The sequence below is a fragment of the Ferrimonas lipolytica genome (assembly GCF_012295575.1).
GTDB classification, from domain to species: domain Bacteria; phylum Pseudomonadota; class Gammaproteobacteria; order Enterobacterales; family Shewanellaceae; genus Ferrimonas; species Ferrimonas lipolytica.
This window is the reverse complement of sequence record NZ_CP051180.1, coordinates 4,084,461-4,099,624: the sequence shown is the minus strand read 5'-3', so window position 1 is coordinate 4,099,624 and position 15,164 is coordinate 4,084,461. Positions and strand designations below refer to the sequence as shown.

The window sequence follows — 15,164 nt, the reverse complement described above, 5'->3', positions numbered from 1 at the left end:
GTCATGAGTCCAACTTTTGTTTCTATCGCCTACTTGGTGGCGGCGGTGCTGTTTATCCTTGGCATCAAGAATCTAACCAAGCCGCGTACCGCCGTTAAAGGTAACCAGCTGTCCTCCATCGCCATGTTGATTGCGGTGGTTGTTACCCTGCTCGACCAACAGATCCTTGGCTATTCATGGATTATCGTCGGTATGCTGATTGGTGGCTTCATCGGTGCCTACCTAGCCCGTACCGTACAGATGACTTCAATGCCAGAGATGGTTGCGGCGCTGAATGGCTTCGGTGGTGGTGCATCATTGTTCGTCGCCTTAGCCAACGTATTTGACCCGTCGATGGCTGACAACTCAGTAGCGCAGCTGTCCATCGGCATCACCGTGCTGATTGGTTCAGTAACCCTTTCTGGTTCCTTTGTCGCCTTCGGTAAACTGAAAGAGTTGCTCTCAGGCAACCCTATCAAGGTGCCCGGCAATACCATCCTCAACGGTGCCTTAGTGGTTGCTGGTCTGCTGTTGATTTTGGCTAACACTATGTCTCCTGGTGGCGGCTGGATCTTCCTACTGGTGGTGGTGGCTATAGCACTTGGCCTAGTTTTGGTGCTGCCGATTGGTGGTGCCGATATGCCAGTGGTAATCGCCCTGCTGAACTCCTATTCCGGTATTGCTGCAGCTACCGCCGGTTTCATCAGCGGCAACACAGTATTGATTATCTCTGGTTCGCTGGTTGGTGCTTCGGGCCTTATCCTGACCCAAATCATGTGTAAAGCGATGAACCGCTCGTTACCAAATGTACTGTTTGGAGTAATGGCGGAAGGCGGCGAGAAGATCGATGCCGACGAAGTATATGCCGGTAAAGTGAAGTCCTCTTCGCCAGAAGAAGTCGCGATGATGCTGGAAACCGCAGAGCGCGTTGTGATTGTTCCAGGATACGGTCTCGCCATGGCACAAGCGCAGCACGCGGTACGTGAACTGGCTAACGTAATGGAAGCACGTGGTACCGATGTGAAGTACGCCATCCACCCTGTTGCTGGACGTATGCCTGGCCACATGAACGTATTGCTGGCTGAAGCGGAAGTGCCTTACGAGCAGTTGATTGAGATGGATGAGATCAACCCACAGTTTGAGCAAACCGATGTCGCGATTGTAATTGGTGCTAACGATGTAACCAACCCAATGGCCCGTGAAGACAAAGGTAGCCCTATCTATGGCATGCCAATTCTGAACGTGGACAAGGCTCGTAACGTGATTATTGTTAAACGTTCCCTCAGCCCTGGCTTTGCTGGTTTGCCAAACCCATTGTTTGCTAAAGACAACGCCTTGATGTTGTTTGGCGATGGTAAGAAAGCGATTGTTGAGCTAACTGCCAGCTTGAAAGAAGCGGATTAAGCCTAGCTTGATAAGCAGCAAAAACGGGACTCAATTGAGTCCCGTTTTTTATGGCTGTGTACTAACTAAGTATTATTCTTGCCAATGCTATTAAAGCACCGGCTAGGCGAGTCGCGATACCAAGGGGGCGAAGCGCCCCCTAATGCATACAAAAATGTGCCGTCGCCACCGCGACATAGCCCCGTTCAAACGCCACAATCGGTACAGCCCAAGGCTTGATATAAACCTCAACAGCTAACTACGACACAGCCCTTTATGGCTGTGTAACCAGTAACTGTTGCTGGCTATTACGCCGGGGTAAAGCCGTTACTGGCTAGGGTATTCCTTTTAGCTTAGATAGTGACTACCACGATTTGCGCGGCAGATACTCACGTTGCTTCCCCTGTGAACGTGCCACCGCAATCCGCTGGTTCTTGCCCATTATTAGTCGAGCTTGGCTGATGGTTTCTTCCGCCAGCATTCTGCCGGACTGAGGAATGCCGTGGCGTCGATATAATCTTTTGGTCGCAGCAAGGGCATCAGGGGAGCGCTGTAAAAGCTCCGCCATCTTCTGCTTCGCCAATGCCATCGGGTCGGCACAGACCTCGGTGAGCAAACCCAGTTCGCAGCTGCGCTTGGCATCAATCACATCGGCACTCATGGCCAACCATAGTGCCTGATCTTGGTTCATCTGCTCGCGCATCGCTAGGTTGCCCCCCATATCAGGGATTAAGCCGTAACGTCCCTCCATTACCGACATGGTGCAGTCACTTTGGCCGTAACGAAAGTCTGCGCCCAAGATAACCTGTACCCCTGCTCCCCACACCTTGCCGTGCAACACCGCCATCACTGGCACCGGCAGATCGCGCCAGCCGGTACACAGTTTTTGCGCCTTGTTGGCACTGCGAGGCCACCACTTCCACATAAACCAAGCGCCCTTTTTGACATCGCCGAGCATCGATTTGACATCGATGCCACTACAAAAGTCGACACCGGCGCCGTTGAGGATCACCCCACGCAGACTGCGATCCTTGCTCAACCTCTTTTGAACGGCTAACAGCGCATTGAACATATCCATGTCCATTGCGTTGTGTTTCTCTGGCCGGTTTAAGGTCACTATGGCGACGTTACCGTCCATCGTTAACTTAACTCGTTCTTCCATGAACCCTCCGAAGTTTGCTGTTTTAGAGCAATCAACCTAACAGTCACGGCTAAGCAAAACAATTAGGTGACTTTAAGGCTGTGCAAACGAAACTAACCAGATTGATAGAGGTTAAGCCAATAACCCTAACGCAACTGGCGGCTAATACTTACTGCATCAATAAACCACTGCTGGCCATTGCGACTAAGCGTGGCCTGATAACGGCGACTGAGCAGCGAATCATCTAAAAAGCCACTTTGGGTCATCTCAACTTCAGCGCGATTAAAGGCTTCTGGCTGGCTCGTAACGGTAATACTGGTATGTGCGTTATGGAGTAAATTCGCCCGATTAAAAGGCTGCTCTGCAAAGTGCAACATAACCGTTGCAGGGTGGCTGCGATCAGCGATGGTGGCGCCATTGGCAAGCGCAATATCCGCCGCGTCAAACGCCAGCGAAGGCGTCTTGGGCGCACCAGTACTGGCTAAACCGGCGCAACCAGCAAGCACAGTAACAGCCAGTAGCGAAGCGAATGAGCCGCGCTTAACTAGCTGCATACCAACGTTTCGCCAACACGAATGGTCCCAGTTTGCAGAACGATAGCGTTACCGCCGAAAAAGGCCCCTGGCTGATTGGTTAGCGGATTAATCTCCACCAAGGTTGGCAACGGCTCTTTGGCATGAGGCCGTTCACCGGTTAGTTGGTCAACCCGGGTAACTGGACAGCGTTCACATGGCTTGCGGGTGGCAATCTGCACCTGTTCCCCCCCAAGTTGCATGTCATTCAACTCCTGCATCGAGCCACCACATTGATCAACAATAATGTTGCCACGAAAGCGCGTCATCGGTACCGGCTGCTGCTGCTTCGCTATTAATGCATCGTTGAGCTGCGTTAACGTTTCTTGGTTACACAGCAGCAGGGGAAAACCATCGGCAAAATGGGTATGGCTTCGTTCTCCACAGTGAAGATGTGTGCCGCTAACCTCCCGTATTTGTTGCTCAGCAAAGCGCACCAACTGCAGGGTTTTACGGCTCTGTAGAGTATCGGTGAGCCATTGACCGGCTCCGGCTAGTAGCGCTGCCGGTAGCTTGCTTTGCCACACCTTCACCTCGGTCAAGGTTGCTGACGTTGGCTGCAACGGCAAGCGCAACGGCTCAGGCTGGGACGGATGGCTGAGCACTAACTCCGTTGCCGTTAGTTCGGTTTTGATGGTGGCCATCTGCGGCAACTGACGCTGCGTCATAAATCGGCCGGACTCATCCACCACCATCCAATGACGGTCGTATTGCAATCCAGTTGGGGTAAGCTCAGCCTGTTGCACTGAAATACCAGCTAACCCTTTGACTGGATAGACCCATAACTCGGTAACGGTACTCATAACCTGTCTATTAATCCTTAAATGGTTGGCCAATCACGATGTATAGGCTGCTTTCATGGCGATCGTTATAACCGATGCCAAGGGAAACATTACCGATACTAGTATCTGCCCCCATAAAGACACTACCGCCGTAAATCAGATCGTCCGCATCGATATCATCTTTGACTAACCAAACGTTGCCCGCCTCGGCGGAGAAGCCGATAGAAAGCGGGCTGTCTCCGGTGGCTGAGCTAATCCCCAGATCATAGTGGTAGCCAATACCCGCCATCACCTTGTGGTTGCCATAGAGCGAATCACGATAGAAGCCGGAAAGATTAAAGAAACCGCCCAAGGTGGTGAAACGATTCAGGCTGGAGGTGTCTTCAGTCGCTACTTCACCGTCAACATGGGCAAAGAAGTTGTGTTTACCAATGTGTTCAGCGGCGGTCCAATTGGCGCTATAAACCCAGTAGTCGCTCGAATCACTCAACTCATTATCGCTGAAATCAATCACTGCACCACTGTTGCCACCCACCACCTGTTGCGCCCTCATGATCCAACGGCGACCTTCGGTTGGGAAATGACGTTGATCGAGCTGATCGTAACCAAAGCTGACATCAAAACCGCGGGTCCAATAGTCGGTCTTTTGTTTCGATATATTTGAAGATATCTGATCTTCAAACACACCATCTTCATATTGATAGGCAATCTCTAACTGAGCAGAGCGACGGAAGTTCCAACCAAGACCAATTCGCGAAGTGAAACGACGTTGCTCAATCTCATTCAGGCGCACTGAACCATCGCTACTGAAGGCGTTCCAGTCCCGCTGTTCAAACTCAAAGCTACCGATACCATAAAACAGACGCAGATCATCCAGTGGTTGATAGTATTCCGTCTTCAGGCGACGACGGGTACCAAGATCTAAGGTGTTGCGCCATTGGCCATCAAACGGACCTACGTTGTTAATGGTCAACGCAATGCCGACCTCCCACTCACTGGCATCGTCAAAGTTGTCTTCCATGCGGATCCCCAAATCGAACACATTGGGACCCCAATCCTTGCTACGAGTCGTAATAACCAGCTCACGCCCTTCCGCTACTTCCATCAGCTCAGCATCGACCCGAGAGAATTCGTTAATGGCGTAGATCCGCGCCACAGCTGCATCGATCTCATCGTTAGTTGGCACCGGCCCAACATAAAGATTAAGTGCTTCATGGATTACTGCGTCCTTAACCCATGAGTTGTTGTCGACGGTGATCTTCACCAGTTGTGTTTGCTCACCGAGGAGGCGTTGATGGCCGGCTCGAATCCGTTGTTGATGCTGTTTAAAATCTGCCTCGCTGAGGGCGTAGTTTTGCAAATCGCGCACCTTGCTCCGCATCGCCTCTTCACCACGGGGGATCATGTCTGGCATCAGCTTAAAATCGCCGGTATTAACCCCGGTGATATCTGGGATCACCAAGACATCCTGCGGCTGCATCAGAGCGATTTGTTGATCACGAGACATATTGGTGAGGTAACCGGAGAGCTGATCCAGTACATCAAATACCGAGTTGAGATCATCCTCCGCCTTTAGCGGCGAGCCAATATCAACGGCGATAACCACATCGGCGCCCATATCGCGAACCACACTTACCGGCATATTGTTAACCAAACCGCCATCAACCAATAAGCGGCCATCTCGTTGTACCGGCGCCAATGCACCCGGCACCGCCATACTGGCTTGCATCGCCGACACCATGTCACCGCCACTAATCACCACCTCGGAGCGGTCACTAAGATCGGTAGCGACGGTTCGCAGCGGCACCGGCAGTTGGTCAAAGTCGTCGATGTGAGACACAGAACCGATAGAACGACGCAGCAGCGATGACATGCTCTGTCCATCCAATGCGCCTTTGGCAAACTTAAGTTTGGTGTCTTCGAAGCCAACCTTCATCTCAATTGGATATTCATCAACGTGGCTACGGTCGCGAAAGTTCAATGCTTTACGAGGGATTTTGTCGGAGTAACCGGCGGTGAAGTCAAGGGTACTTAAGGTGGTTTCAATCTCGTCAGGGCTGTAGCCCAACGCATAAAGGCCAGCAACATAGGCGCCCATTGAGGTACCGGCGATGTAATCCACAGGGATATTGTTTTGCTCCAATACCCGCAAAATACCCACGTGAGCGGCGCCTTTGGCACCACCACCGGACAGTGCCACCCCAACTTTTAACCGTTCTGGCTGTGGCGGTTGTTCAGCCGCATTCACGGTTGCTGCGAATACGCACAGCGGCAACCACAGCCATTGCATCACCTTGGTCATATTTATCCCTAACATCAAACGTCCCCTAGCCACGATGAGCTTGCCCGACAGCACTATAAGCCAGCGTATGCGGTTGGCGCGCCGACAACAACGTTTTCGCCAAATAAGCGCAATTACCTATCGACTCAAACATTGAGGCTTTTAAATTTTAATCAGTATATCAGCATGTTCCTGCAGCAATAATGGATAGTATTCATTATGTTGAAGATAGTGCATTCGCTGCTGCACATAATCGCTGCCACAACCACGACACGAGTAAAAAGCACGCAATAAAAAGGCTGTGTACCAATTAAGTGTTGTTCTTGCCAATGCTGTTAAAGCACCGGCTAGGTGAGTTTTGATACAAAGGGTAAAGCACTACTGCCGTTACCTTCTGCCGCATTGGAGCAGTGCAGCGAAGCGTCTTGGACTGCGACCTAAGGCAAGGGGGGATTGCAAAGGGGGCGAAGCTCCCCGCTAATGCATACAAGAATTGCATACAAGAATATGCCGTCGCCAACCCGACATTGTCCCCTAAAAGTACCAAAATCGGTGAAGCCGAAGGCTTAAGATAAGCTTCAACAGCTAACTACGACACAACCACAAAAAAGGCGCTTAACGCGCCTTCAGTGTCTAAATCTAACCAATATTCCGCCCTGTTCAGCTCATCGCACGGAGGTATTTAATCGGTGCCCACTTCATCAAGTGGCGCATGTAAGCCCATGGCCACGATGGTACAAAGGCGTTAGTCTTTTCCGCTTCAATGGCACGGATCATCGCGGCTACGCCAACATCGGTATCAACCATAAACGGTACTTTTTCAACCTTCTCGTTGATCTCGCTACGAATAAACCCTGGATGGATGCAGCTGGCTTTGATGTTGGTACCTAGTAGATCCACCCGGATCCCTTCGGTCAGATTGGACAACGCCGCTTTTGAAGCTGCATAGACGGTTAGGGCACGTCGGAAACCACGTACCGCACTCATCGATGAGATGTTGACCAGATGACCATCGTCTTTGGCTCGGAATATCTCCAATGCGGCTTCGCATTGAGCAATGGCTGAGACAAAGTTGGTAATGGCGGTCTCTTTATTGGCCTTGAAATAGCCTGTTCCCAACGAGGCGCCCTTGCCCATCCCGGCATTAACAATGACGCGATCCAAACCACCTTCAAACTCGGCATTAAAGGCGCGAAACACCTCAAACACTTGATCGTGGTCATTCACATCCAACGACTTGATCACCACCTTGATATCGGGGTAATTCTGCTCGAGCTGCGCCTTAACCGCCTCTAGCCGTTCAACTCGTCGAGCACATAATGCTAAGTTTCGTCCCTTCGCCGCAAACTGCTTGGCCATCTCTAGCCCTAAACCAGAGGAGGCTCCGGTAATTAAGATGTTCTTTCTTTCCATGATGTTCACCGATAAGTCACTAATTCATTGTCTTTATCGAACAGGGCGTGATCATTCAAACTCGACAATCGCAAACCATCCTTGCTCGCCAAAATCTTGCTAACACCGGCATTCACTAGATGCCAATTGAGTTTCAACGCTTGGGCGTTATCAAAACCCATTAGCTGTTGCGCTACGACACTAATGGCACCGCCAGAGCTCACCACCCACACTCGTTGTTTATCCCGAGCCAACTGCTCTGCACGCGCTAACGCGGCGCCGACACGTACACTAAACTGCTGCCACGGCTCGTGATAGTCATGATCGTGTTGACCCGACTGCCAGCGAGAAAAGGCTTGGTAGGTTTGCTCCATCAGGAATCGTTGCGGGTTCTGTTGTTGCGCGGCAAACGCCTTGATAGCTGTGTTGCTGGAAAATTCAGGACGAAACGCTTGCAACACCTGTTCGTGATCAAACTCATTCCAGCCGGGGTCGGTCTCTACCTCAAGTTCAAGCCCAGCAGCAGCCAGTGCCAGTTGAGCCGTATGTTGCTGCCGCTCCATCGAGCCAGCAAAGACACGCACCGGTATCAAGCCTCGCTCAACGAGATCTGGCCCAAGCAAACTGGCTTGACGTTGCCCCAAATCAGAAAGCCGATCGTAGTGAGCTTGGCCAAATGAAGCCTGACCATGGCGGATCAACGTAATCACACTCATGCAGCGCTCCTACGGCCACTGGCCTTGATCAGTCGCTGGCAGCGCCACAGCAAATAGTTAGAGAACAACCACATGTTTTTAAAGGCCGGATTGCGTGTTTGTTTGGTGTGATAGCGATGGTAGAGCTGTTGCACAATCCCGGTTAGGCGGAACAAGCCATAGACCTCATAGAAGGTAAAATCATCGCAATCGATCTGCGCTTGTTGGCAGTAATAGTCAATCACCTGAGCTCGAGTCAGCATGCCTGGGGCACTGGTTGGTTGACGACGATTGCCGCGCATCACTGGGTCATCGTCCGCTTGCACCCAGTAGGCGAGGCTGTTACCTAAATCCATCAACGGGTCGCCAATAGTGGCCATCTCCCAGTCCAATACCGCCAACACTTGGTCTGGTTGCTGTGGATCCAGTACCAAGTTATCCAAGCGGTAGTCGTTGTGAATAAGTGCCTGTCGCTCGGTCTTGGGCATGTTGGCTTCAAGCCAATTCATGATGCTAATGCCGCTACCAACGTTCCAAGTTTTGGCGTTCCGGTAGCGCTTATTCCAGCCTAAAATCTGCCGTTCAATGTAGCCCTCGCCCTTACCGATGCTGGCCAAGCCTGTGGCGTTAATATCAACCTGATGTAATTGGATAAGGGTATCGATAGCGCTCTTACACAAGGCATTGGTTTGGCTGCTATTGAGATTGAGTGAACGCGGCAGGTTGCGCCGAGGAATAAAGCCGTCGACCTTCTCCATCAGGTAAAAGTCGCTGCCCATAATCTCTTCGTCTTGGCACAGCGCCAGCATATTGGGAACCAGTGGAAAATGCGGCTGCAGCGCCTGCTGAATATTGTGCTCCCGCGCCATATCATGAGCACCCTTGGCTTTTTTACCAGCAGGGGCGCGGCGCAAGATAACCTCGGTATCACCAAAATCGAGGCAGTAGGTCCAGTTAGAAGCGCCACCGCTGTATTGGGTAATATTGGGTTTGCCTTGCAGTTGCGGGCAATTGGCAGCAAGCCATGGCAACAGTTGTTCTAACGGCAGCTCTTCACCTGAGCGAACATGACCACCGGGGTTGAGATCACTCATGCGGCCTGCTTCTTCGATTTTAAAACGCCAAATTTGGCCATCTTTTTGATCATCATCTTGATGTACCGCTGCTTACCAAGAATCCGTTGCAACATAACCACCTGACGGGTCGACTTATGAGTCACAATTTGATGCTCACCGCGGTCCATACTGGTGATTAAGGTGGCAGCGATCTCTTCGGCACTAAAGCCAGATTTGTTCAGTAGCTTGGTAACAAACTCTTTCATTTCAGGATCGTTAGAGCGGATGCTTTTATCGAGGTTGGTTTTAAAGAACTCCGGACAGGCCCAGGACACGTGAATGCCTCTTGGTGCCAGCTCTATCGCCATCGATTCAGCGAAGGAAACTACCGCAGACTTACCGGCACAGTAGCTGCCCATACGTGGCATCCCCACCAAGCCTGCAGCGGATGCGGTACAGAGGATCTGACTGCCCTGACGCAGCAGCGGCAAGAACACCTTGCAGGTACGCACCACCCCTAATACGTTAATCTGGGTAACCCAATTCCAGTCTTCCATCGATTCATCTTCGATGGCGCCGCCGGTCGCAACACCGGCATTGGCAACCAGCACATCAACACCACCCCAGCGTTGTTCAACGGCAGTGGCCAATGCGTTCATAGATGTGTCGTCGGTGACATCGCATTGCTGGAAGAAGGCTTCACCGCCAGCGGCTTCTATCTGTCGCACCGCATCCGCACCATCTTGGCGATCAGCTACCGCGATTTTACAACCCTGCTTGGCGTAATTAAGTGCCAATGCCAGCCCCAGTCCAGACGCTGCCCCAGTAATAACAATCCGCTTGCTCATGTCGTTGTCCCTAATTTAACTAAAATCCACATTGCCTATTTTTCACTCAATAGGCAATTACTTGAAAATTTTCAATCACACCGATAAACCGCTATTCGATTGAATGCTGACTGTTGCTGGCGTTACTTGTATTTTCGAAGTTCAAGGCGGGACAACATGCCTTTGTGTACTTCATCAGGGCCGTCGGCCAAACGCAAACTGCGGGCCTGCGCGTAAAAACGCATTAGGCCAAAATCTGGTCCCATACCGGCCCCACCGTGCAACTGCATCACCATATCGACAATATCTTGCAGCATGTTTGGCGCAGCCACCTTGATGGCCGAGATCTCTGTCATCGCCTGCTTGACCCCGACGTTATCGACCTTCCACGCGGCGAAGTAAGTCAGTAAACGAGCTTGATCAATAGCTAAACGTGCGTCAGCAATGCGTTCTCGATTGCCACCAAGTTCGATGATTGGTCGGCCAAATGCACTGCGGCTCATAGCCCGCTTGATCCCCATTTCCAGTACTCGCTCCGCCGCGCCAATGCAGCGCATGCAGTGATGGATTCGGCCTGGCCCTAAACGCCCTTGTGCGATGGCAAAACCATCGCCGAGTTTTTGAATCAGATTGGTCTTCGGCACCCGCACATTGTCGAAATTCACTTCGCCATGGCCATAAGGCGCATCGCTTTCACCGGCGGCGGTTAGCATTCGTTCAATGGTGATCCCCGGCGTATCCAGCTCCACCAACACCATCGAGTGCTGCTGATGCTTAGGGTTGTCTGGATTCGACAGCCCCATAAACACCCCAACCTTACAGTTTGGATGGCCAACCCCAGAGCTCCACCACTTGCGACCGTTAAGGATAAGATCGTCACCATCTTCGGTGATGGTGGCCGCCATATTAGTGGCATCGGACGAGGCGACGCCGGGCTCGGTCATAAAGAACACCGAGCGGATCTCACCGGCCAGCAGTGGCGTTAACCACTTAGCTTTTTGTTGCTCGTTACCAAAGTGATACAGCACTTCCATATTGCCGGTGTCCGGCGCATTACAGTTAAACACCTCTGGATAGAGCAACGACCGACCGGTTAGCTCCGCCAATGGCGCGTACTCCAATACCGATAAACCAGCTCCTAACTCGGCATCAGGTAGAAATAGATTCCACAACCCTGCAGCTTTGGCTTTGGCCTTAAGGGCTTCGGTCTCGGGAACCACCTGCCAGTTGCGCCAGTTAGTGTCGGGGTTTAACTGTTCGTTCAGCTGAAAGTATTCCTGCTCGAACGGGTCGAGGTTGTCAGCAATAAACTGCTGCATCCGTTGCTGCAGTTCGAGGCTTTTGGCGCTGTGAGTAAAATCCATGTAGTTATCACCTTGTTAACACTTTACAGACCACCCTAAGACAATTACCTTTGTGAATGAAACGAAAACAATTCAAACAACAAAATGAGTGAAATTCACCATGGATCGGTTACCGGAACAGCTCGATTTTAATTTGTTGAAAGTGTTTGAAGCGATCTACACCGAGCAGAGTATTAGTCGCGCTGGCGAGGTGTTACACGTTACCCCTTCGGCGGTAAGCCACGCCTTAAAGCGACTACGAGAGCGCATGGGCGAGCCACTGTTTGAGCGCCGAGGTCAGCAGATGGTGCCAACCCCAAGCTGCCAGCGGATGGCACCGCAGTTGTTGGCTACCTTGGCGCAATTACGACAGCTACTACAAAGTTGGGGCAAGTTTGAACCGGTATCGGCGGAGCAGCACTTTCAGCTAGGGATATCCGAGGCGCTAGAATCACTGTTATTGCCGCAGGTATGCGATGTATTGCAACAGCATGCACCCCACTGCCGCCTCACCAGCCGTCGCTTTAGCCGTGATCAGATGGAGCGCTTACTGGTACATCGGCAGTTGGATCTAATCATCGATATTCAGGCACTGACCCCAAGCGGCATTGCCCATCACCCACTAATGGATGATCAACTGGTGGTGGCCAGCAATGACCAGTTAGAACAGCTCAACCTAAAGCAGTACCAACAGGCCAAACACATCGAGGTTTCTAGTCGGCCATCTGGCCGAGTATTGGAAGAATACGCGCTGGATAAGCGGGGCTTGAGCCGTCAAGTGGCGGTGCGATGCCAAAGCTACCAATCGGCTTTGGCATTAGCAGCCCAGTCGGAGTTATTGGTTACCTTACCCAGTAGCATTGCGCTGGCACACAACTGCGATGATATGCAGATCTGGCCGCTACCATTCACTACCAGTCACATCAGCATTCACCTCTACTGGCATCAAAGCCGGGAGAACGATCCGGCCTTACAGTGGCTTATTGGCCAGCTTAATCAGGTTTTTGCAGTAGAGACCGCGCAGGCTACTGACGTCTCGCTATAGCAACCGGCACGTTTCCAGTAACAACAAAAAAGCCAACACCTAGGTGTTGGCTTTAGCATGGCGGAAAGCAGATTACTTGGGCTCTGTCGTAGTTAGCTGTTGAAGTTTATCTTAAGCCTTCGGCTTCACCGATTCCGGTGCTTTAACTGTATTAGAAAGAACAACAGTTAATTGCTACACAGCCATTACTTGCTTAGGTTGATGCCACGGCGGATCAACAGCGCTTCTGTTGTCGGCTCACTGCCACGGAAGCCTTTATAGGTTTCCATCAGATCCTGACTGTTACCCATCGATAGAATCTCCTTGCGGAACTTTTCCCCCTGCTCTCGGCTTAAGCCGCCGTGCTCACGGATGTAGGCAAAGGCATCAGCGGCAAGGATCTCACTCCACATGTAGGCGTAGTAACCCGCACTGTAGCCACCAGCAAAAATGTGGCTGAAATAGCTAGACTTATAACGTGGTGGAATCGCCGCTACGTTAATACCGTGCTTAGCTAATGCTTCCTTTTCAAAGGCTTCAATATCACTGATTGCAACATCACCACTGACACTGTGCCACTCCATATCCAGCAAAGCTGAAGAGAGATACTCAAGGGTATCAAAACCTTGGTTAAACTTACCCGCAGCCAATACTTTTTGCAGCAAATCAGCTGGGATCGGCTCACCGGTTTGGTAGTGCTTGGCGTAATTGCTGATTACATCAGGATGGGATGCCCAATCCTCTTGGAAGGTTGATGGAAACTCAACAAAGTCACGGGATACCGAGGTTCCCGCTAGGCTTGGGTAGGTCACATCAGAAAACAGCCCATGCACGCCATGTCCAAACTCATGGAACATGGTAGTGGCTTCATCAAACGATACCAGCTGCGGTTGACCTTCCGCCGCCTTGGGGATGTTCATCACGTTGAAGATAACCGGCTTAGTACCGAGCAGATGCGACTGGGTAACAAAGGCGTTCATCCAAGCACCACCGCGCTTACCTTCACGGGCAAAGTAGTCGGCAAGGAACAAGCCCATGGATGAGCCATCAGCATCGAAGATCTCGTAGGCATCAACATCTTCATGGTAAGTCGGTAGATCCGGGCGAGCCTTAAAGGTGATACCAAACTGGCGCTCCATGGCGTAGAAAACGCCGTCGTGCAGTACTCGGTCAAACGGCAGGTATTGTGCCACCTCAGCCGGATCCAGCTGGTATTTCTGCTGCCGAACTTGTTCACCATAGTAGAACCAGTCCCAAGGTTGCAGCTCGTGCTTAATCCCCTGCTGCGCCATCAACGCTTTGATCTGCTTCGCTTCGGTATCAGCGTTGATCACCACCTTCGGCACCATCGATCCTAATAGATCAAATACCGTATCAGAGCTTTGTGCCATCTGGGTTTTAAGCTGATAATCCGCCCACGTTGCATAACCAAACAGAGCCGCTTTCTGGGCACGTAACTTAGCGATCTCTAGCGCCACTGGGGTATTATCAAACTTGCCATGATTGGCACGGTTGGCAGACGCTTGCCACACCTGTTGGCGCAGTTCACGGCTGTGCAGATTAGTCAGGTAAGACTGGCGAGTGGTGTTAACCAAGGTCAGTAGATAACCGTCACTGTACCCGGCTTTCTCGGCGGCCATTTTAGCGCTGCCGATCTCCACCTCACTAAGGCCACTCAGCTCAGCCGCATCCTCCACCAAGACCGCATCGGCTTGGCTGGCTTGCAATACATTCTGACCAAACTCAGTGGTCAGTTCCGATAAACGGGTATTCAGCTTACGGACTTCGGTTTGCTGTGCTTGCGTTAAGCTGGCACCGGCTTGATCAAACTGTTGCTGGTAGACATCAATTAGACGCTTTTGCTCTGGATTCAGGTTGGCACTATCACGACTTGCCTTTACCTCAGTGAAGCGTTGGTACAGTTTGGCGTTTAAGTAGATGTTGTCTTGCTGCTGACTAACCAACGGGCTGATCTTAGCCATGAGCGCCAACCGCTCTGGGGTGCCATTAGAGCTACCAAGGTTGAACAAAATGGATAACCCACGCTGATACAAAGCTCCGCTTTGCTCTAGTGGCACCAATGTGTTGTCGAAGGTCGCTGGTGCGGGGTTGTTTGCGATGGCATTGACCTGCGCCAGCATCTCCACCATGCCCGCCATAATGGCCGCTTCCACATCCGCATCGTTAATCTTATCAAACGGCGGCAACTGGTAAGGCAATACACTTGGGTGCTTTAACGCATTGGCTTCGGGTAACGCTGCAACTTCGGCAACATCAACGTTAATAATGGACTCTGTCATCGTACTCTTTTCTATGGCGTGGTCGTCCAGACCGGAACAGGCACTCAACGCCAGCACTACGCTGACGGCAATCAGAGGCTTGGTAAACATCCTGTTGCTCCTTGGGATTGATTTAGCTACAGCGCAGTGCATGCGCCACCGACATTGAATCGGTCTAGCTTACTGAATTACCTCGCTTAGACTGCAATAGCTTAGTAACAAAGTGTGTACCTCCAGTACACAACCAATCACCATACCGATGGTGTATGCATTACGCAAAACCCCCTCTGTAGCGACTGTAAAACCCACCTCTAGATGTCCATTTTGTAAGTAAATAATGGCTACTTCGGCCTAAAAAGTGGCTCAGTTGGCAAATCCTAGCTTGGGTGGTTGCTGGATAATTTTGATTTT

Annotated in this window: 12 protein-coding genes; 2 read left to right on the top strand and 10 right to left on the bottom strand. The window is 51.4% G+C overall.

Annotated features, from left to right (window positions below; genetic code table 11):
* The first annotated feature begins 3 nt into the window (after nucleotides 1-3).
* Entirely contained in the window at nucleotides 4-1,383 is a 1,380-nt protein-coding gene (locus HER31_RS18605) for an NAD(P)(+) transhydrogenase (Re/Si-specific) subunit beta (protein ID WP_168662981.1), read from the top strand.
* 343 nt (nucleotides 1,384-1,726) lie between these two features.
* Here the strand turns inward: HER31_RS18605 and HER31_RS18600 are convergent, their stop codons facing one another.
* From HER31_RS18600 to HER31_RS18560, 9 genes are all read right to left on the bottom strand, one after another.
* Complete coding sequence (locus HER31_RS18600; RefSeq protein ID WP_168662979.1) at nucleotides 1,727-2,524, bottom strand: crotonase/enoyl-CoA hydratase family protein; 798 nt, start codon at nucleotides 2,522-2,524, stop codon at nucleotides 1,727-1,729.
* Between the two features lie 125 nt (nucleotides 2,525-2,649).
* Nucleotides 2,650-3,057, bottom strand: coding sequence for a hypothetical protein (locus HER31_RS18595; protein ID WP_168662977.1), 408 nt, complete (start codon nucleotides 3,055-3,057; stop codon nucleotides 2,650-2,652).
* Complete coding sequence (locus HER31_RS18590; protein ID WP_168662975.1) at nucleotides 3,048-3,878, bottom strand: MOSC domain-containing protein; 831 nt, start codon at nucleotides 3,876-3,878, stop codon at nucleotides 3,048-3,050. Before HER31_RS18590 ends, HER31_RS18595 begins: the two co-directional genes overlap by 10 nt.
* 10 nt (nucleotides 3,879-3,888) lie before the next feature.
* Nucleotides 3,889-6,174: a patatin-like phospholipase family protein gene (locus HER31_RS18585; protein ID WP_168662973.1), complete on the bottom strand. Its 2,286-nt coding sequence runs from the start codon at nucleotides 6,172-6,174 to the stop codon at nucleotides 3,889-3,891.
* Nucleotides 6,175-6,798: 624 nt separating this feature from the next.
* Nucleotides 6,799-7,551, bottom strand: a complete 753-nt coding sequence (locus HER31_RS18580) for an SDR family oxidoreductase (RefSeq protein ID WP_168662971.1) — start codon at nucleotides 7,549-7,551, stop codon at nucleotides 6,799-6,801.
* 5 nt (nucleotides 7,552-7,556) lie between these two features.
* Complete coding sequence (locus tag HER31_RS18575) at nucleotides 7,557-8,246, bottom strand: histidine phosphatase family protein (protein WP_168662969.1); 690 nt, start codon at nucleotides 8,244-8,246, stop codon at nucleotides 7,557-7,559.
* Nucleotides 8,243-9,319, bottom strand: coding sequence for a phosphotransferase family protein (locus HER31_RS18570; RefSeq protein ID WP_168662967.1), 1,077 nt, complete (start codon nucleotides 9,317-9,319; stop codon nucleotides 8,243-8,245). Before HER31_RS18570 ends, HER31_RS18575 begins: the two co-directional genes overlap by 4 nt.
* Nucleotides 9,316-10,128 carry an SDR family oxidoreductase gene (locus tag HER31_RS18565; protein ID WP_168662966.1) on the bottom strand — a complete coding sequence of 271 codons (813 nt, stop codon included), beginning with the start codon at nucleotides 10,126-10,128 and terminating at the stop codon, nucleotides 9,316-9,318. Before HER31_RS18565 ends, HER31_RS18570 begins: the two co-directional genes overlap by 4 nt.
* A gap of 122 nt (nucleotides 10,129-10,250) precedes the next feature.
* Nucleotides 10,251-11,471 carry an acyl-CoA dehydrogenase family protein gene (locus HER31_RS18560; protein WP_168662964.1) on the bottom strand — a complete coding sequence of 407 codons (1,221 nt, stop codon included), beginning with the start codon at nucleotides 11,469-11,471 and terminating at the stop codon, nucleotides 10,251-10,253.
* 100 nt (nucleotides 11,472-11,571) lie between these two features.
* On the opposite strand from HER31_RS18560, the gene HER31_RS18555 reads away from it, so the two are divergent.
* Nucleotides 11,572-12,495: a LysR family transcriptional regulator gene (locus tag HER31_RS18555; RefSeq protein ID WP_168662962.1), complete on the top strand. Its 924-nt coding sequence runs from the start codon at nucleotides 11,572-11,574 to the stop codon at nucleotides 12,493-12,495.
* Between the two features lie 185 nt (nucleotides 12,496-12,680).
* Here the strand turns inward: HER31_RS18555 and HER31_RS18550 are convergent, their stop codons facing one another.
* Nucleotides 12,681-14,864, bottom strand: a complete 2,184-nt coding sequence (locus tag HER31_RS18550; protein WP_168662961.1) for a M3 family metallopeptidase — start codon at nucleotides 14,862-14,864, stop codon at nucleotides 12,681-12,683.
* Nucleotides 14,865-15,164: the final 300 nt, after the last annotated feature.